Here is a 17,759-nt window from a genome sequence, read left to right as displayed (position 1 = left end):
CCGGGGAGGATTATGCTTCGCGGCGGCGCAGCGCCATCGATCCGCCGACGAGTGCGATCATCAAACCCGCAAAAATCCCGGCGATTACCACGTTGTTCCACGCCAGCATGACCAGCGCGATCACCGCCATCACCAGCGCGAACGCCGGCGCAAACGGGTAGAGCGGCGCGCGGAACGGGCGAACCAGCGCAGGCTCGATCGTGCGCAAGCGGAACAGCGCGGCCATCGCCATGATATACATCGACAGCGCGCCCAGCGCCGACAGCGTAACCACACTGGCGGTCAGGGATTGCCCGGCGATATGCACCACGTTGTCTGACCAGATCGTCGCCACGCCGATCACCCCGCCGGCAATCGTCGCCAGATCGGGCGTGTGAAATCGCGGATGCAGCCGGGCCAGCGCGCGTGGCAGGAACCCGGCACGGGCCAGCGCAAAGATCTGCCGCGCATAGCCCATGATGATACCGTGAAACGACGCGACCAGCCCGAACATGCCGAGCCAGACCAGCATATGCAGCCACCCGCTGGAATTGCCGACGCTGCGCCGCATCGCCTGTGGCAGCGGATCGTTGATGTTGGCGATCTGGGTCCAGTCGCCAGACCCCCCCGCCAGCAGCATCACCCCGAACGCCAGCGCGACCAGTGTGAGGATCCCTGCGATATACGCGCGCGGAATCGTCCGGCGTGGATCGCGCGCCTCTTCGGCGGCCATTGCCACACCCTCGATCGCCAGGAAAAACCAGATCGCAAACGGCAGCGCGGCAAACATGCCGCCGATCGCGGCAGGGGTGAAATGGTCGTGCCCTGCCCACCCCCCGGCGACGAAATTCGACCAGTGGAATGACGGCGCGACGACAGCCATGAACACCAGCAGTTCGCCGACCGCGAGCAAGGTCATGAACAGTTCAAATGTCGCGGCAATATGCACGCCGACGATATTGAGCGTAACAAACACCAGATAGGCGACGGTCGCGGCCTGCGTCGGATTGACCCACGGATACTGCACTTTGAGATAAGCACCGATGGCCAGCGCGATCGCGGGCGGGGCAAACACGAATTCGACCAGCGTCGCAAACCCGGCAATCGCCCCGCCCAACGGCCCGAACGCGCGATTGGCATAAGCGAACGGCCCGCCCGCCTGCGGGATTGCGGTGGTCAGCTCGGTGAATGAAAAGATGAACGCGACATACATCGCCGCGACCAGCGCCGTCGTCACCAAAAACCCGAGCGTGCCGGCGGTCGCCCAGCCATAGCTCCAGCCGAAATATTCCCCCGAAATGACCAGCCCGACGGCAATGCCCCACAGATGAAACGCGCCAAGGCGTTGGGACAGGCCGGTCGGTGGGGTTTGCGTCATTCAGGGATCCGTTTCGTATCAGGCGCGGGCAAAACGTCCGCGTCGTCTTTCAGATCAACACCGGACAGCCCGCGCCGCAAGGCCTCTCGCAACAGGCGCGCCAACAAGGATGCCGCGTGTTGCGCCGACAAGCCGCCGTTAGCATGGATATTCGAGATGCAATTGCGCTCGCTGTCGGCGCGGCCGCTGCGCGGGCTGAAAGTCAGGTAGATGCCCAGGCTGTCGGCCACGGTCAGCCCCGGGCGTTCGCCGATCACCATGACGGTCGCACGCGCACGCAGCGCTTCGCCGATCGGATCGCCCAGAGCAACCCGTGCACCGGTGGCAATCACGATGGGCGCCACGGTCAGCCCCTGCAATTCGCCAATCAGCGCGTGGACCAATCGGGCTGCGCCGTTCTGCACGCCGGTCGCCGACAAGCCGTCACCGATCACGATCGCGACATCGTATCCGCCCTGCCCGCATGCCAGTTGCTCTGCGCATCCGGCCGCCAAGGCCCGGCCCAGGTCGGGGCGCCGCAGATAGGTCGCGCGATCGCCCGCCGCGCTCGTCACCACGATCGTGGGCATTGGCGCCAGTTCATCTGCCAAAGCGCCGCTATCGAGCGGCGCGTGAACCGCATCGCGCGCCCGCGCGTGATCGAGCTGAAACGCCAGCACCGCGCCCAGCGGCGGCGCATGGCCCACCCGCCCCAGTGCCAGCCGCGCCGGGCTGGCCGCACGCAACCGGTCCCACAAGGCAGCCCGTGCGGAAGGCGTGACCGGATCGTCGCTCACGCCGCATCGACCAGCAGATGCACCAGGCCCGCCGGGCCGTTTTCAAGCGTGCGGATCGAACCGTCAGCCGCGATCAGGTCCATCGTCTCCAGCCACGTCTCGAATTCGGGCGCCGCGCGCACGCCGAGCATCGTGCGCAGCGCCAGCGCATCGTGAAACGACAGGCTCTGGTAGCTGAGCATCACGTCGTCGTTGCCAGGCACACAGATCAGGAAACTGCACCCCGCCACCGTCAGCACGGTCATCAGCGTATCCATGTCGTCCTGGTCGGCCTCGGCATGGTTGGTATAGCACGCATCGCACCCCATCGGCAGCCCGAGCAGCTTGCCGCAGAAATGGTCTTCGAGCCCGGCACGGATGATCTCCTTGCCATCGTACAGATATTCGGGGCCGATGAAGCCGACCACAGTGTTGACCAGCAACGGATCGAACGCGCGGGCCACGCCGTACGCGCGGGCCTCCATCGTCTGCTGATCGACGCCGTGGTGCGCATTGGCGGACAGCGCTGCGCCCTGCCCGGTTTCGAAATACATCACATTGCGCCCGACCGTGCCGCGCCCCAGCGATCGCGCAGCGTCGTGCGCCTCGTGCAATAGTGCCAGGTCGATGCCGAACCCGCGATTGGCCAGCTCGCTGCCCGCGACCGACTGGAACACCAGGTCGACCGGGCCGCCGCGCGCGATGATGTCGAGGCTGTTGGTCACATGTGTCAGGACACAGGCCTGTGTCGGGATCGCATAGCGTTCGCGCAAATCGTCGAGCATCGTCAGCAGTCGCAGTGCCCCGGGCACACTGTCGGTCGCCGGATTGATCCCGATCACCGCATCGCCGACCCCGTGGATCAGTCCGTCGAGCACGGCGGCGGCCACCCCGCGCGGATCGTCGGCGGGATGATTGGGTTGCAACCGCGTCGCCAGCCGCCCGGGCAGGCCGATGGTGTTGCGAAACGCTGTCACCACCCGCACTTTTTGCGCGACGATGATCAGATCCTGATTGCGCATCAGTTTCGATACCGCGGCGACCATTTCGGGGGTCAGTCCGCGTGCCACCGCGGCAAGCGCAGCGCTGTCGGTTTCGGGGCGCAACAGCCAGTCGCGCAAATCGCCGACGGTCATTGACGACAGGGGCGCAAACGCGGTGGTATCGTGGGTGTCGACAATCAGCCGGGTAACTTCGTCGCTTTCGTAAGGCACAAGCGCGACATCGAGGAAATGCCGCAGTGGCAGATCGGCCAGTACCGCGCGCGCCGCGACGCGGTGCGCGGCGCTTTGCGCCGATAGCCCGGCCAGTGCATCACCCGATCGCGCCGGCGAAGCGCAGGCCATGACTTGCGCCAGGCTGGTGAAATGATGGCGTTCTCCGGCGAAATCGCAGCGATAGGGCATGTGTGCGCGGCATCCTTTGCCAATCCTGGCACACAGACACACCCGAAACGATTGTCTGGCAAGTCGCTTGCGCCAATATGGGCAAAACCCGGCAGATCCTGGTCGATCTGCCGGGTCCTCGCGCTACTGCGCCGCTTCGTTCAGCGTCGTGCATTCGTCCGCATCGTTGAGCGCTGACAGCAATGTGTCGGCCATCGTGCCCAGAAACGCCTCCATGACCGTATGGCCACGCTCGGTCAGCTTGACGAACGTGCGCCGCCCATCGCGGCCGTCCTCTTCGCGTTCGACCATTGCGCGCATTTCCAGGATGCGCAGCCAGCGCAAGGCGGTGGTCGGCGGGACATGCGCGCCGATGCACGCGCTGGTCGTCGGCACACGGCGGTTTTCGCGCGCCGCGACATACAGGTCGAGCAGGATATCCCATGTCGGTTCGCCAAACAGGTCGGCGCTGAGATACCGTGCCCGCCGCCTGCGCCCGGCATAGAATTCGCGCGCGAGAGTCAGTGCGAGCCGCTCGCGCCGCGCGAGCGATCCGGCATCGCCGGCGACTTGGGGAAACGTGGATACCGGCGCCGCGCGCATGGCGCGTTCGACTTTGCCTGGCCGCCCCGAACCACCCCCCGGGGTCCGGGTGTTGCGCACCGTCATGCAGCGAGCCCGCGAGCGTTTGCCGTCAGGCAGGGCGCCAGGGCATATAATCCAGCCGCAGCGTGCCGACGCTGGCCGGTCTGTTTGCCATGCTGCTGATGATCTATGCGTTTCAGGCGCTGTTCGAAGCGATCAGGGGCGAGGCGCTGCTCGGCATCGCCAACGGACTGCACGACGATCTGTTCGAAGCGGTCCACCACGCCACCGTTACACGGTCGCTGCGCGCGGGCACCGCGACTGCGCCCGATCGCGGTGACGATCTGCAATTCATCCGCGATCTCGATGCGATCCACGCGTTTCTGGCAGGCTCTGGCCCGCTGGCGCTGATCGATCTGCCGTGGGTCATGATCTTCATGGTGGTGCTGTTTGCGCTGCACTGGTGGCTGGGGCTGACCGCGCTTGCCGGAACGCTGGTGATGGCCGGGCTGACCGCGTGGTCCAATCGCCGCACGCGCGCCGGTTCGCACGATCTGGCGATGATCATCGGTCAGCGGTCTGCCGCCGCAATGGCCGAAATCCGCTTTGGCGAAGTTGCGCTCGCGATGGGCATGACCGGCCGGCTGATGCACCGCACCCAGGCGTGGGAGGGGCGCTACATCGCGGCACAGACGTATCTCGCGCGTACCATGCTGCGCTTTGGCGGGGCCAGCCGCATGTTTCGCATGGTGCTGCAATCGCTGATCCTGACGGTGGGCGCGCTGCTGGTGATCGACGGCCGGGCCAGCGGCGGGGTGATCCTGGCATCCTCCGTGCTGTCGGGCCGCGCGCTGGCGCCCGTCGACATGGCGATCGGGCACTGGCGCGGCTTTGTCGCGGCGCGTGCCGGCTGGGGCCGCATGGTTACCGGCCTCGCCACCTGGCAAAAGGCCCTGCCGCGAACGATCGTGCTCGATACGCCCGTCGCGCACCTGGCGCTGCGCGATGTATGGATCGCGCCGCCCGGTTCGTCGTCCGGGTTTGCCGTTCAGGGCGTCAGCCTGACACTGATGGCGGGTCAGGTGCTGGCGCTGGTCGGCCCGAGCGCTGCGGGCAAATCCAGTCTGGTTCGTGCGATGCTGGGAATCTGGGGCGCCGAACGCGGCGACATCCGCATTGATGGCGCGACCATCGACCAGTGGGGCAGCGACCGTATTGGCCAGCATTTCGGCTACGTCGCGCAAACCGTTGACCTGATCGACGGGACCATCGGGGAAAACATCGCGCGGTTCGATCCGGCCGCGCAATCCGCGGCGATCATCGCGGCCGCGCGCGCGGCAGGGATGCACGACGCCATTCTGGCGCTGCCCGATGGTTATGACACGCGCGTTTCGGCCGGTGGCGGCGCGCTGTCGGCCGGGCAGCGTCAACGCATCGGGCTGGCCCGCGCGCTGTATGGCGATCCGTTCCTGCTGGTCCTCGACGAGGCCAATTCCAATCTCGACGCGACCGGCGATGCCGCTCTCGCCAGCGCGATCGAGGCGGTCAAGCGCCGCGGCGGGATCGTCGTGATGATCACCCACCGCCCGGCGACGCTCGGCCCCGCGACGCATATGGCCGTCATGCAGAATGGCCGGCTCGTCGATTTCGGCGAGCGCGACGCCGTGCTGGGCCGGGGGAAAGCCGTGACCGAAACGCCGCTGCGGGAGGCGGCGGCATGAGCCCGCTCGGGCACACCCCGGCCGGATTGCCAAGGTTGTGGCAGGACGATGCCGCGGCCCCGGCCGCACCGGGGACCTTGCGCGGGCTGTTTGCCGGCCTTGCCGCGCTCCTGGTGATCCTGTTCGTAATGGCCGCGACCATACCGATCGGCGGCGCGGTGATCGGCAGTGGCCAGGTGGTCGTGGCATCGCGGGTCAAACGTATCGCGCATCCCGCAGGCGGCGTGGTTGCCGACATTCTGGTCCACAATGGGCAGCATGTCGGTACGGGCCAGGTGCTGTTGCGGCTCGACGATCGCGTCACCGGCGCCGACGCGCACTTCGCCGACCTGACCGTCGCACAATTGCTCGCGCAAAAGGCGCGGCTTGAGGCCGAACGGATTGGCGGCGCCATCGCCTTTCCCGACGAGCTGACCACCTCGCACAACCATGACGCGCTCAAGGCGATGGCCGACGAACGCCACATCTTCGCTCTGCGCCAGACCGAAGCCGCCGAAATGCACGCGCAACTTGCCGCCCGCATCGCGCAGAACAACGCAGAAATCCACGGCCTTCAGGCGCAGATCGCCGCAATCACCGAACAGCGCCGCCTGATCGATCGCGAACGCGCCGGCGTGCGCGAACTGTGGGATCGCCAACTCGTCACGATCAGCCGCATGAACCAGCTCGATCGCACCATGGCCGACATGGGCGGCTCGCTCGGCTCGCTCGAGGCACAGATCGCCCAGACCCGCGCCAAGATCACCGAAGCCCGCGCACAATCGATCCAGCTCGGCGAAACCCGCCGGGTCGAGGCCAGCACCAACCTCGCCCAGATCAACACCGCACTCAACCAGCAGCAGATGCGCCGCGTCACCGCCGGCGACACCCACGACCGCAGCGAAATCCACGCCCCCTACGCCGGCACCGTCGAAAAGATTGCCTTCACCGCGATCGGCGACGTCATCCGCTCCGCCGAACCGATCATGGAAATCGTGCCCGACCACGAGGCCATGGAAATCGAAGCGATGATCAGCCCCGCCGACATCGACCATATCCGCCCAGGCCTGCCCGCCCGCGTCCGATTCTCCGGCTTCAGCCGCAGCGCAACCCCCGAAATCACCGGCACAGTCACTTACGTCGCCACCGACCGCACCGAAAACGCCGAGATGAAACAGGCCTACTACCTCGTCCATATCGCCCTCGACCCCGCCATGGTCGCCCACGAAGCGCTCGACCTGAAAAGCGGCATGCCTGCCGAAGTCCACATCGCCACCAACAGCCGGTCGCTGCTGTCCTACGCCCTGAAACCCCTGCGCGACCAGTTTGCGCGCGCCTTCCGCGACAATTGACCGGCATGCTCCTCGCGATCGCACTCGCCTCGGGCCTCGCCGCCACCGCACAGGCTCATCATCCCGGGCTGGATCGGCAATTCGCGCCTATGTGCGAAGGAAGGGCCTCCGGCGGCCAAGGGCCATTGCCCTTGGATCCCTTTATTCAGCACGGTGCGCTTGCCGCGTTATGCACGCAAATGCCGCGCACCACCCACATGACAAGTCCCGCTTATCCCGAGCCTGTCGCTGGACACGCACAAACAGCCGCCGAAAGCACACCCACACGCGTCGGCCCGGTCGATGACGAAAGCGCACGCGACGAAGACCAACGCGAAGACGACCAACCCCGTACCCGCCCCGCAGTGGAACTACCCCCCGAAACCCCTGCAGAGATCCGCACCGCAGCCACCAGCGATACACCTGTCGCAGACTGGTCGATCGCCATGGCGCTGGCCTACTGGACCTCGCCGGCGGTGCTCGCGCAGCGCGCACTGGTCAAAAGCTACGATTACCGCATTCCCGAAGCGCGCGCAGCGTATGGACCGCAGCTCGATTACCAGCTGATGCTCGGCTGGCAGCGCGATCGCGATGATCCCGGCGCGATCCAGCGCCAATTGGGCCAGCTGACGCCGACGATCAGTCGCGGGGTCAGCAATTCGGCAATGGCCGTGCTGACCATGCCGCTGTTTACCTTTGGCCGCAACGCCGCCGCCGAGCGCAACGCCGCCGCGCAGCGCGGGTTTCAGAAACAGCTGTTGCGCCAGACCGAACAGACCGCGTTCTATGATGCGGTGGCCGCCTATACCGGGCTGATCCGCGATCGCGCAGCGGTTGCGATCGCGCGCGACAACCTGACCGCACTCGATCAGGAACTGCTCGACAACCGCACCCGGATGAAACTGCACGAGATCACTGCAACCGACCTGCAACTCGTCGAAACCCGGGTCGAGGAGGCGCATGCGCAACTGTACGCTGCGCAAAGCGCGCAAGGCAGCACCGAGGCGACCTTCGTGCAGAAGATTGGCGTACGCGCCGACTCTGCGCTGGGCCCGCCGGCCGCAATGCCGATGTCGGTGCGCACGCTCGAAGATGCCTATGCCTATGCCGAAGCGCACAGCCCCGTGATCCTGGCCGCGCACGAGCGCGAGCGGGTGTCGCGCGCCGGGGTTGCGTCGGCCAGAGCCAACCTGATGCCGCGTGTCGATCTGCGCGCGCAGGCGCTGTATGCCAGCGAAAGCCCGTATAACAACACCGCGCGTTACAACGAGGAAATCGCCAGCGTCGTGATCAGCGGCCCGATATTCGAAAGCGGTATCCGCCGCACGCAGATCGCCGATGCGGTGGCGGCCAACGATTCCGACTGGCGCCTGATCGATGCCGCGACGCGCGACACCCGCGCGGCGATCGCGGCGTCATGGAACGACTGGCTGGCGCAGACTGCCTCTGCCGCGCGCTATGCCAGGGCCGCGGTCGCCGCGCAAAAGGCGTATGACGGCGCTCTGATTCAGGAGCGTGAGGGCCAGATCACCACGTTCGACGTGCTGCAGATCGCGCTCGAAGTGCTGACCGTGCGCAGCGGCGCCAACCAGGCAACGGCGGCTGCCATCAGCGATGTCGCGCGGGTCATGGCGCTGATCGGCGCGCTGGAGCCGGGCACGATGCTGCCGGGCCAGGCGACCTACGATGACACGCGCCATCTCGACAAAGTGCGCCACAGCGACGACCTGCCGCTGATCACGCCGCTGTTGCGCGCGCTCGACACCCTGACGCTGCCGCCCGTCCATGCCCGCGCCAACCGCGATCCGGCCGATGCAACCGCCGTGCCCGCCGCCGTACTGACCGACCCGCCCGCGCCGACCATCGCCGGCGCGCCGCAGCGCCGCTGACGCGGCCAGCCAGGCGAGCCCATAAAGAAAGCATAAATACGCTGGCACCCGGCGTAACGCGCGCGTAATTGCGCGGGATGAGCGACTCCATTATTCCAGAGACCAATCTGCCGGGTGTCACCCTGTCGGATGCCGCGCTGATCGAATCGGCCTTGCCCGATGCGGCGCAAGCGTCTGACGAAGGCGGCGACACGTCGGGCCTGCCCGGCCACGACGCACACCACGGCGACAGCCTGTCGACGCTCGCGGTTGGCGCAATCGGCGTGGTGTTCGGCGATATCGGCACCAGCCCGCTCTATTCACTCCGCGAAAGCTTTATCGGCGCCCATCCGCTCGCGGTCGATCCGGCGCATATCTATGGTGTGCTGTCGCTGATTTTCTGGACGATGACGCTGGTCGTCACGATCAAATACGTGTTCATCATCCTCCATGCCGACAACAAGGGCGAAGGCGGCAGCCTGGCGCTGCTCGCGCTGATCGGCCGCCGCATGGGCCCGAACCGGTTGACGGCGTTGACCGTGATGCTGGGCATTATCGCCACGGCGCTGTTCTATGGCGATGCGATCATCACGCCCGCGATGTCGGTGCTGTCGGCAGTCGAAGGGCTCGAGATCGTGCAACCCGCATTCTCGTCGCTGGTCCTGCCGATTTCGGTGGTGATCCTGATCGGGCTGTTTGCAATCCAGTCGCGCGGCACAGCAGCGGTGGGCAAATTGTTTGGCCCGGTCATGCTCGTGTATTTCGCCGTGATCGCGGTGCTGGGTATATGCGGCATCTGGCAGGCGCCCGAAATCCTGTGGGCGATCAATCCGGTCTACGCGGTGAAATTTTTCACGCTCGACCCGATGCTCGCCTTCCTCGCGCTCGGCTCGGTCATCCTGGCGGTCACCGGCGCAGAGGCGCTCTACGCCGACATGGGCCACTTTGGCCGCCGCGCGATCATCGTCGCGTGGCTGTGGGTCGCGTTTCCGTGCCTGCTGCTCAATTACCTGGGCCAGTCGGCGCTGCTGCTGCGCCATCCCAAACTCGTCGAAAATCCGTTCTTCCTGATGGCGCCCGACTGGGGCCGCCTGCCGCTGGTCATCCTGTCCACGCTGGCGACGATCATCGCCAGCCAGGCGGTCATTTCGGGCGCCTATTCGATCTCGCAACAGGCGATCCAGCTTGGCTATCTGCCGCGCATCCGTATCCTCCACACCAGCGCCAAGGCCGCCGGGCAGATCTATGTGCCGCTGGTCAACTGGCTGCTGCTGGCGCTTGTGCTGCTGCTGGTGGTCGGGTTCAAATCGTCGAACAACCTGGCTTCGGCTTACGGCATCGCGGTCACAGGCACGATGTTCATCACTGCGTGCATGCTCGGCATTCTGACCTTTGCCGTGTGGAAATGGCCGCCGGTGTTGGCCGGTCTGGTCACCGGTGTGTTCCTGATCGTCGACGGCGCCTATTTCGCGTCGAATATCACCAAGATTCCCGACGGCGGCTGGTTTCCACTGGCGATTGCGACGATCGTGTTCATCGTGCTGACGACCTGGGCGCGCGGACGCATGATCCTGCGCGAACGCCTGGCCGAAGATTCGATGCCGTTCGACCTGTTCCTGAATTCGGTATGTGACAAAGTCCGCCGCGTGCCGGGCACTTCGGTGTTTCTGTCCTCCACCACCGAAGGCATTCCGCCCGCGCTGCTGCACAACCTGAAGCACAATCACATCCTGCACGAACGCGTCATCATCCTGACTGTCGAAACCGAGGGCGTGCCGCACATCCCGTCGGAATCGCGGCGCGTGGTAGAAGCGGTCGGGCACGGGTTCTACCGCATGATCATCCGCATCGGCTTCATGGACGAGGCCAACGTGCCCGCCGAACTCGCGCTGGAAACCCGCGCCGGCGGCGCGTTCAAACCGATGGACACCAGCTATTTCCTCGCGCGCCAGACGCTGATCGCATCGAAGCGCCCCGGCATGGCGATCTGGCGCGAAAAACTGTTCGCCTGGATGATCCGCAACGCCGAAACCGCGATGCAGTTTTTCCGCCTGCCCACCAACCGCGTGATCGAACTCGGCAGCCAGCTGGAACTCTAAAATTCCTCCCCGGAACGGGGAGGGGGACCACGCGAAGCAGTGGTGGTGGGGCTGTGCCCCAAGGGAATCGACCACCAAGACGCGCCCCACAACAGCGCCCCACCGAAAAGTGCGCGCCATGAGGCACCGCCCCTCCACCACGCCCCAAGAAAAAGGGGCGCGGTCCCCCTCCCCGTTCCGGGGAGGATTTATCAGTCCATCATCACCACATGATCCGCCAGCCGCGCGACTTCGGTGGCCGAGTGGCTTACCAAAATCATCGGCAGCGCGAAATCCGCGCGAATGCGTTCGATCACCGTCATGATCCCCTCTCGCAACGCGACATCGAGTGCCGCGAGGGGTTCATCGAGCAGCAAGAAGCGCGGGCCCGACAGGAGCGCGCGACCGATCGCGACGCGTTGCGCTTCACCGCCCGACAATGTGCCCGGCCGCCGGGCAAGCAACGGAGCGATATCCAGAAACCGCACGGTCTCGCCAAAATCGACGACCCGCCGCGATGGCGGCGAACGACGCTGCCCGTAACGCAAATTCGCCTCGACCGACACATGCGGAAACAGCCGCAAGTCCTGAAACACCATGCCGCACGCGCGCATCTCGGGCGCCAGCGCGATCCCGGCGGCGCTATCGTAGACGACGTCACCCGCCACCACGATGCGGCCCTGGTCAGGCCGCAGCAGCCCCCCAATCGCCGCCAGGACGCTCGATTTGCCGGCGCCCGATGGCCCGCACAGCGCGGTTATGCCGGCCCCGGTCGCAAAGACGGTTTCGATCCGGCGGCTGCCCCGGGTCAGCGACAGCGCGATATCAAAGGACATGCGCATCCCGGTCGCGACCAGGCCCCTGACGGACGAGCATTTCCGAAGCGATCAACGCACCCAGCGACAACACCACCGAAATCAGCGCCAGGCGCCAGACCGTGACCTCCTGCCCCGGCACCTGCAGCGCGGAATAGATTGCCAGCGGCAGCGTGGCAGTCTGCCCCGGCACATTCGATACGAACGTGATCGTCGCGCCAAATTCGCCAAGCGAGCGCGCAAACCCCAGCACCAGCGCCGCCAGTACGCCGGGGCGTGCCAGCGGCAGCAGGATCGTGACAAACGCATCGATCCGCCCTGCGCCGAGTGTGCGCGCCGCCGCCTCCAGCCGGGGATCAACCGCCTCGATCGACAGCCGGATCGACCGCACCATCAGCGGCAGCGCCATCACCGCTGCCGCCAGCGCCGCGCCGGTCCAGCGAAACATCAGCGACACCCCCAGCCAGCGTTGCAGCAGCGCGCCCAGCAGTCCATTTGGCGCAAAGGCGATCAGCAGCATCCAGCCGACCACCACCGGCGGCAACACCAGCGGCAGATGAACCAGCGCATCGATCACGACTTTGCCGGGAAATCGCCCGCGCGCGAGCAGATACGCCAGGCCAAACGCGACCGGCAGCGCGCCGGCGATGGCGACAAGACTGACCTGCAGCGACAGCCAGACGATGCCCCATTCGTCAGCCGTCAGCATCAGGGTGCGACGAAGCCATAGCGGCGGAAGATCACCTTTGCTTCGCTGGACAGCAGAAACCGGCGAAACGCCTCGGCTTCGGGATTGGTCGAGGACTTCAACCGCGCAAGCGGATAGTCGATCGGCGCGTGGCTGGCGGCCGGAAATACGCCGACGATGCGCACCCGCTGTTCGGCAAAGGCGTCGGTTGCATAGACGATGCCGAGTGGCGCAGCGCCATGCGCGACCAGCCCCAATGCTGCGCGCACGTTTTCCGCGCGCGCGACCTGGCCCGACACCTGATCCCACACGCCCAGATGCTGCAACGCGTCACGCCCGTAGCGCCCCGCGGGCACGCTGTCGGGATCGGCCATCGCCAGCTTGCCCCCGCCGAGCGCGCGCGCCAGCGCAAAGCCCGGCGCCGGGCGCAGATGCAGCCGGCCGCCCGCGGGCCCGACGATCACCAGCGCACCAAACAGCAGGCGGGTGCGCGTTTCGGGCACGATCAACCCGGCTTTGGCGAGGGTGTCCATCCAGTCTTCGTCGGCCGACATGAACAGGTCGGCATCCCCCCCGCCCATGATCTGTCGCGCGAGCGCGGATGACGCGGCGAACGACACCACCGGGCGCGGATGGCCCCGGCGCGCCCAGGCCTCTGCGGCGGCGGTCATCGCTTCCTGCAGGCTGGCGGCGGCGAGCACCAGCGGCGGCTTTGGTTCGGCCAGCGCGGGTGGCGCCAATATCGTCAGCGCAGCCAGCAGGCCGAACGCGACGGTCAGGCAGCGCCAGATCCGGCGGGTCAATGTGTGGTCGGTTCCCATAGTCGGGCGTATAGAGCAGGACCCCGGCCACGAAAAGCCCGCCCAACAGGTGACATTGCGCTTTTGCAGCAAACATGAAAAAAGCCTGCGTCATGTCCATGACCAACCCAATCCGCCCCCTGATCACGCTGGCCGCCGTGCTGCTCGCAATTGCCGGATTACCGCCGGCGCATGCCCAGGCCGATGACGAAGCGGCCACCTGGAACGAGGCGCCCAATGTGCCGCCGATCGGCAAGCTGGACCGCGTTTATGGTAATACCGACGCGCGATTCACCCTGATCGTGTGGCTCGATCCCGAATGCCCCTATTGCAAAGTGCTGGGCGCGCAGCCCGAGCATGTCGTGGACGGATCGAAAGGGCGCGTGAACCTGGCGGAGCGGCTGTATCCGCTGCCGTTCCATGGCCCCAACGCAATGCTGGCCGCCGCCACAGCGCTGTGCGTGGCGGATCAGGCAGGCGTGACCGGCTATTATCGGTTCCTCGACGCCTGGCTGGCCAAGACCGCCAGCAACGGGCGTGGCATCGGCCCGGGAGCCGGCGGGTCAACCGGTGCAGACGATCCGGTTGCGGCGCTGGCCGCGGCATCGGGCGCGCGCAACCGTGATGCTCTGGCGGGATGCACCGCGTCAAGCGCGACGGCGCAGCGCCTCGCTGCCGAAATGCATTCCGCCGATCTGGCGCAGATCCAGGGGACCCCGGCCGTTGCGCTGCGCGACAACCGCTTTGGCCACACCATCATGGTCGCCGGCGCAGTCAGCGAAGACGATATGAACGATGCGATCGAGGAACTGGCCAAGTCCGACGATCATCCCGGTGCCTCGCCCGCGCGGAACCAGCAGGGCCTGCCCGGCGGTGCAACGCATTGATCGGGATGCTCGCGCTGATGCTGGCGACTGCCGCAGCGCCGCCCACCGACGCACCCGCGCCGGGTTTCGACGCAGGTCTGCCACCGATTGCGCTGCCCCAGCCCAGAAAAGACGCGCCGCTCGATCCGATGGTGGCGCAGGCGATCGTCGCGCGGCTGGTGTCGCTGCATCTGCTCGTCAGCGTATCCGACGCGGCGGACCCGGCAAAGCTGGCCGAGGCGATCAAGGGATTCCAGGCGAGCATCGGCTCGAAGCCGACCGGCTTGCTCGACCGCAAGACGGTGTCTCTGATGGCACTCTAGGGCGCCGCCGTAACCCGTCACCCCGGGATGACGAAAGGGGCGGGAGGTATCGCCAATCTGGACAGTCACGGGATCCAAGGACCCCCGCCCATAGGCGCTAACTTTGTTTTTTCTCGTCTTCCCGGGCTTGACCCGGGATCCCGCTTTTCTTTCGCGGTACCTTCAAATCTGAGCGTTTCCGCGCCAAAGAAGCGAGACCCCGGGTCGAGCCCGGGGCGACGGTATTGTTATGTTAGCGCCTACGGGCCTCCGCCCTTGGCCGCCGGGGGCAGATCTTAAACTTTTGCCAGCTTCTTCTGCTTCAACAGCGGCTTCAGATAGTGCCCGGTAAAGCTTGCCGGCACTTTCACCACTTGCTCCGGCGTGCCTTGCGCAACGACTTCGCCGCCGCGCACACCGCCTTCGGGGCCCATGTCGATGATCCAGTCGGCGGTCTTGATCACATCGAGGTTGTGTTCGATCACCACCACCGAATTGCCCTGTTCGACCAGGCGGTGCAGCACTTCCAGCAATTTGCGCACGTCCTCGAAATGCAGGCCGGTGGTCGGCTCATCGAGGATGTACAATGTCTGCCCGGTCGAGCGCCGCGCCAGTTCCTTGGCCAATTTGACGCGCTGCGCCTCGCCCCCCGACAGTGTCGTTGCCTGTTGGCCGACCTTGACATAGCCCAGGCCCACTTCGGCGAGCATGTGCATGCGGTCGCGGATCGGCGGGACTGCCTTGAAGAATTCGACCGCGTCCTCGATCGTCATGTCGAGCACATCGGCGATCGACAGCCCCTTGAATTTCACATCGAGCGTTTCGCGGTTGTAGCGCTTGCCGCCGCATTCCTCGCATGTGACATAGACGTCGGGCAGGAAATGCATCTCGATCTTGATCAGCCCGTCGCCCTGGCACATTTCGCAGCGGCCACCCTTGACGTTGAAGCTGAACCGGCCGGGCTTGTATCCGCGCGCCAATGACTCCGGCAGGCCGGCGAACCAGTCACGGATCAGCGTGAACGATCCGGTGTACGTCGCCGGGTTCGATCGCGGCGTCCGCCCGATCGGCGACTGGTCGATCTCGATCACCTTGTCGCATTGCTCCAGGCCGTCGATCGCATCGTGCGCGCCCGCGATCACCCGCGCGCCGTTGAGCACACGCGCGGCGCCTGCCTGCAGCGTGTCGATGATCAGCGACGACTTGCCCGATCCCGAAACCCCGGTCACGCACGTGAACGTGCCCAGCGGAATGCGCACCGACACATTGTCGAGATTGTTGGCGCGCGCACCCTTGATCGTGATGCCAAGGCCATTGCCCTTGCGCCGCGTCGGCGGCACTTCGATCCGCCGCGTGCCGTTCAGATATTGCCCGGTCAGGCTGTCTTCGCTGGCCAGAATATCCGAAAGCGTGCCTTGCGCCACAATTTCGCCGCCATGGACGCCGGCACCCGGTCCCATATCGACAACGTGGTCGGCCATGCGGATCGCGTCTTCGTCGTGTTCGACCACGATCACGGTGTTGCCAAGATCGCGCAGTCGTTTGAGCGTAATCAGCAGGCGATCGTTGTCGCGCTGGTGCAGCCCGATCGACGGCTCATCGAGCACATACAACACGCCCGACAGCCCCGAACCGATCTGGCTGGCCAGCCGGATGCGCTGGCTTTCGCCGCCCGACAGCGTGCCCGAAGTGCGATCGAGGTTGAGATAATCGAGCCCGACATTGTTGAGAAAGCCGACGCGCTCGTTGATTTCCTTGAGGATCGAGCGCGCGATCTGCTGCTTTTGCGGGGTCAGCTGCTCTTCGAGCTTGCCATACCATTCGGCCGCTGCCGAAACCGACAGGTGCGTCACCGCCGAAATGTCTTCGCCTGCGACTTTAACCGCTAGCGCCTCGGGCTTGAGCCGCGCGCCGTTGCACGTTTCGCACGGTTGCGCGGTCTGGTATTTGCTCAGTTCCTCGCGCATCCATGCACTCTCGGTCTGCAGGATCCGGCGGTTGAGATTGCCGATCACGCCTTCGAACGATTTCTGCACGGTGTACGATTTGCGCCCGTCGATAAACGTCAGCGGCACCGCCTTGCCTGCGGTGCCGTACAGGATCACGACCTTGACCTCTGCGGGCAATTTGTCCCAGGTGGTGTCGAGGCTGAACCCGAAATGCGCGGCCAGGCTGGCCAGCACCTGCATGTAATAGGGGCTTGGCGGGTTCGATTTCGCCCAGGGCACGATCGCCCCCTGTTTGAGCGACAGATGCTCGTTGGGCACGACCATCTGCGGGTCAAACAGCAGTTTTTCGCCCAGGCCATCGCAGGCCGGGCACGCGCCTTGGGGCGCGTTGAACGAAAACAGTCGGGGCTCGATGCTTTCAATCGTGAAGCCGCTGACCGGACAGGCGAATTTTTCGGAAAACACGATGCGGTTTGGCGGCAGGCCGGTGCCTTTCAGCGTCTTGGCGCGCCCTTTGGTCTTCGCTTCTTCCTCGCGCCCCGGCACGACGCCATCGGCCATGTCGATATAGGCCAGCCCTTCGGCCAGCTTCAGCGCCTGCTCGAAACTGTCGGCGAGCCGGGCCTCGATCCCTTCGCGCACCGCGATCCGGTCGACCACGACTTCGATATCGTGCTTCAGCTTCTTGTCGAGCGCGGGTGCGTCCTCGATCGGATAGAATTCCCCGTCGATACGCACGCGGGTATAGCCGGCGCGCTGCCATTCGGCCAATTCCTTGCGGTATTCACCCTTGCGCCCACGGATCACCGGCGCCAGCAGATAGGCCCGGGTGCCTTCGGGCAGGGTCATCACGCGGTCGACCATCTGGCTGACCGTCTGCGCGGTGATCGGCAGGCCCGTGGCGGGCGAATAGGGAATGCCCACGCGCGCCCACAGCAAGCGCATGTAGTCGTAGATTTCGGTGACCGTCGCCACCGTCGAACGCGGGTTGCGGCTGGTGGTTTTCTGCTCGATCGAAATCGCCGGCGACAGGCCGTCGATATGTTCGACATCGGGCTTGTGCATCATTTCCAGGAACTGGCGCGCATAGGCCGACAGGCTTTCGACATAGCGCCGCTGCCCTTCGGCATAGATCGTGTCGAACGCCAGGCTCGATTTGCCCGACCCCGACAGGCCGGTGATCACGATGAGCGAATCGCGCGGGAGATCGATATCGAACCCCTTGAGATTGTGTTCGCGCGCGCCGCGCACAGAGATGAAGTTCAAAGCCATGGCTGTCG

General features: G+C 65.7%; 14 protein-coding genes. 6 read left to right on the top strand and 8 right to left on the bottom strand.

The window, feature by feature from the left end:
* Positions 1 to 10: 10 nt before the first annotated feature.
* From eat to ACOOE2_RS07330, 4 genes are all read right to left on the bottom strand, one after another.
* Positions 11 to 1,357 (bottom strand): ethanolamine permease, encoded by a 1,347-nt coding sequence (gene eat, locus ACOOE2_RS07345; RefSeq protein ID WP_420382362.1) that lies wholly within the window; start codon positions 1,355 to 1,357, stop codon positions 11 to 13.
* Positions 1,354 to 2,133 (bottom strand): ethanolamine ammonia-lyase subunit EutC, encoded by a 780-nt coding sequence (eutC, locus tag ACOOE2_RS07340; protein WP_420382361.1) that lies wholly within the window; start codon positions 2,131 to 2,133, stop codon positions 1,354 to 1,356. Before eutC ends, eat begins: the two co-directional genes overlap by 4 nt.
* On the bottom strand, positions 2,130 to 3,518 hold the full coding sequence (locus ACOOE2_RS07335; protein ID WP_420382360.1) for an ethanolamine ammonia-lyase subunit EutB: 1,389 nt from the start codon (positions 3,516 to 3,518) through the stop codon (positions 2,130 to 2,132). The genes eutC and ACOOE2_RS07335 overlap by 4 nt, the downstream gene beginning before the upstream one ends.
* Positions 3,519 to 3,641: 123 nt before the next feature.
* The gene (locus tag ACOOE2_RS07330; protein ID WP_420382359.1) at positions 3,642 to 4,166 is read right to left on the bottom strand and encodes a MarR family transcriptional regulator; all 525 of its coding nucleotides are present in this window, start codon (positions 4,164 to 4,166) and stop codon (positions 3,642 to 3,644) included.
* A gap of 62 nt (positions 4,167 to 4,228) precedes the next feature.
* On the opposite strand from ACOOE2_RS07330, the gene ACOOE2_RS07325 reads away from it, so the two are divergent.
* The 4 genes from ACOOE2_RS07325 (at position 4,229) to ACOOE2_RS07310 (ending at position 11,080) form a co-directional block, all read left to right on the top strand.
* Positions 4,229 to 5,803 carry a type I secretion system permease/ATPase gene (locus ACOOE2_RS07325; RefSeq protein ID WP_420382358.1) on the top strand — a complete coding sequence of 525 codons (1,575 nt, stop codon included), beginning with the start codon at positions 4,229 to 4,231 and terminating at the stop codon, positions 5,801 to 5,803.
* Positions 5,800 to 7,134, top strand: coding sequence for an HlyD family type I secretion periplasmic adaptor subunit (locus tag ACOOE2_RS07320; protein WP_420382357.1), 1,335 nt, complete (start codon positions 5,800 to 5,802; stop codon positions 7,132 to 7,134). Before ACOOE2_RS07325 ends, ACOOE2_RS07320 begins: the two co-directional genes overlap by 4 nt.
* A 197-nt stretch (positions 7,135 to 7,331) precedes the next feature.
* On the top strand, positions 7,332 to 9,002 hold the full coding sequence (locus tag ACOOE2_RS07315; protein WP_420382356.1) for a TolC family protein: 1,671 nt from the start codon (positions 7,332 to 7,334) through the stop codon (positions 9,000 to 9,002).
* 77 nt (positions 9,003 to 9,079) lie between these two features.
* The gene (locus tag ACOOE2_RS07310) at positions 9,080 to 11,080 is read left to right on the top strand and encodes a potassium transporter Kup (RefSeq protein WP_420382355.1); all 2,001 of its coding nucleotides are present in this window, start codon (positions 9,080 to 9,082) and stop codon (positions 11,078 to 11,080) included.
* 191 nt (positions 11,081 to 11,271) lie between these two features.
* Here the strand turns inward: ACOOE2_RS07310 and ACOOE2_RS07305 are convergent, their stop codons facing one another.
* The 3 genes from ACOOE2_RS07305 to modA are packed head-to-tail and all read right to left on the bottom strand — an operon-like array spanning position 11,272 to position 13,383.
* Entirely contained in the window at positions 11,272 to 11,895 is a 624-nt protein-coding gene (locus ACOOE2_RS07305; RefSeq protein ID WP_420382354.1) for an ATP-binding cassette domain-containing protein, read from the bottom strand.
* Positions 11,885 to 12,583: a molybdate ABC transporter permease subunit gene (gene modB / locus ACOOE2_RS07300; RefSeq protein WP_420382353.1), complete on the bottom strand. Its 699-nt coding sequence runs from the start codon at positions 12,581 to 12,583 to the stop codon at positions 11,885 to 11,887. Before modB ends, ACOOE2_RS07305 begins: the two co-directional genes overlap by 11 nt.
* On the bottom strand, positions 12,583 to 13,383 hold the full coding sequence (modA, locus tag ACOOE2_RS07295) for a molybdate ABC transporter substrate-binding protein (protein ID WP_420382352.1): 801 nt from the start codon (positions 13,381 to 13,383) through the stop codon (positions 12,583 to 12,585). The genes modB and modA overlap by 1 nt, the downstream gene beginning before the upstream one ends.
* Before the next feature lie 92 nt (positions 13,384 to 13,475).
* On the opposite strand from modA, the gene ACOOE2_RS07290 reads away from it, so the two are divergent.
* Positions 13,476 to 14,249 carry a DsbA family protein gene (locus tag ACOOE2_RS07290; RefSeq protein WP_420382351.1) on the top strand — a complete coding sequence of 258 codons (774 nt, stop codon included), beginning with the start codon at positions 13,476 to 13,478 and terminating at the stop codon, positions 14,247 to 14,249.
* A complete protein-coding gene (locus tag ACOOE2_RS07285; RefSeq protein ID WP_420382350.1) occupies positions 14,246 to 14,551 on the top strand; it encodes a hypothetical protein in 306 nt (101 codons plus the stop codon). Before ACOOE2_RS07290 ends, ACOOE2_RS07285 begins: the two co-directional genes overlap by 4 nt.
* Positions 14,552 to 14,826: 275 nt before the next feature.
* Here ACOOE2_RS07285 and uvrA read toward each other — a convergent pair whose 3' ends face one another.
* On the bottom strand, positions 14,827 to 17,751 hold the full coding sequence (uvrA, locus tag ACOOE2_RS07280; protein WP_420382349.1) for an excinuclease ABC subunit UvrA: 2,925 nt from the start codon (positions 17,749 to 17,751) through the stop codon (positions 14,827 to 14,829).
* Between the last annotated feature and the right edge of the window lie 8 nt (positions 17,752 to 17,759).

This window comes from Novosphingobium sp. (assembly GCF_965214355.1).
GTDB lineage: Bacteria > Pseudomonadota > Alphaproteobacteria > Sphingomonadales > Sphingomonadaceae > Novosphingobium.
The sequence above is the reverse complement of the archived record's forward strand: the minus strand, read 5'-3'. Positions and strand labels throughout refer to the sequence as shown.

What these genes read in the sequence shown, in the direction of transcription:
- modA (WP_420382352.1), bottom strand. Translation starts at nt 13,383, where the DNA reads ATGGGAACCGACCACACATTGACCCGCCGGATCTGGCGCTGCCTGACC.
- ACOOE2_RS07315 (WP_420382356.1), top strand. Translation starts at nt 7,332, where the DNA reads ATGACAAGTCCCGCTTATCCCGAGCCTGTCGCTGGACACGCACAAACA.
- eat (WP_420382362.1), bottom strand. Translation starts at nt 1,357, where the DNA reads ATGACGCAAACCCCACCGACCGGCCTGTCCCAACGCCTTGGCGCGTTT.
- ACOOE2_RS07330 (WP_420382359.1), bottom strand. Translation starts at nt 4,166, where the DNA reads ATGACGGTGCGCAACACCCGGACCCCGGGGGGTGGTTCGGGGCGGCCA.
- modB (WP_420382353.1), bottom strand. Translation starts at nt 12,583, where the DNA reads ATGCTGACGGCTGACGAATGGGGCATCGTCTGGCTGTCGCTGCAGGTC.
- ACOOE2_RS07320 (WP_420382357.1), top strand. Translation starts at nt 5,800, where the DNA reads ATGAGCCCGCTCGGGCACACCCCGGCCGGATTGCCAAGGTTGTGGCAG.
- ACOOE2_RS07310 (WP_420382355.1), top strand. Translation starts at nt 9,080, where the DNA reads ATGAGCGACTCCATTATTCCAGAGACCAATCTGCCGGGTGTCACCCTG.
- ACOOE2_RS07335 (WP_420382360.1), bottom strand. Translation starts at nt 3,518, where the DNA reads ATGCCCTATCGCTGCGATTTCGCCGGAGAACGCCATCATTTCACCAGC.
- ACOOE2_RS07290 (WP_420382351.1), top strand. Translation starts at nt 13,476, where the DNA reads ATGTCCATGACCAACCCAATCCGCCCCCTGATCACGCTGGCCGCCGTG.
- ACOOE2_RS07305 (WP_420382354.1), bottom strand. Translation starts at nt 11,895, where the DNA reads ATGTCCTTTGATATCGCGCTGTCGCTGACCCGGGGCAGCCGCCGGATC.
- uvrA (WP_420382349.1), bottom strand. Translation starts at nt 17,751, where the DNA reads ATGGCTTTGAACTTCATCTCTGTGCGCGGCGCGCGCGAACACAATCTC.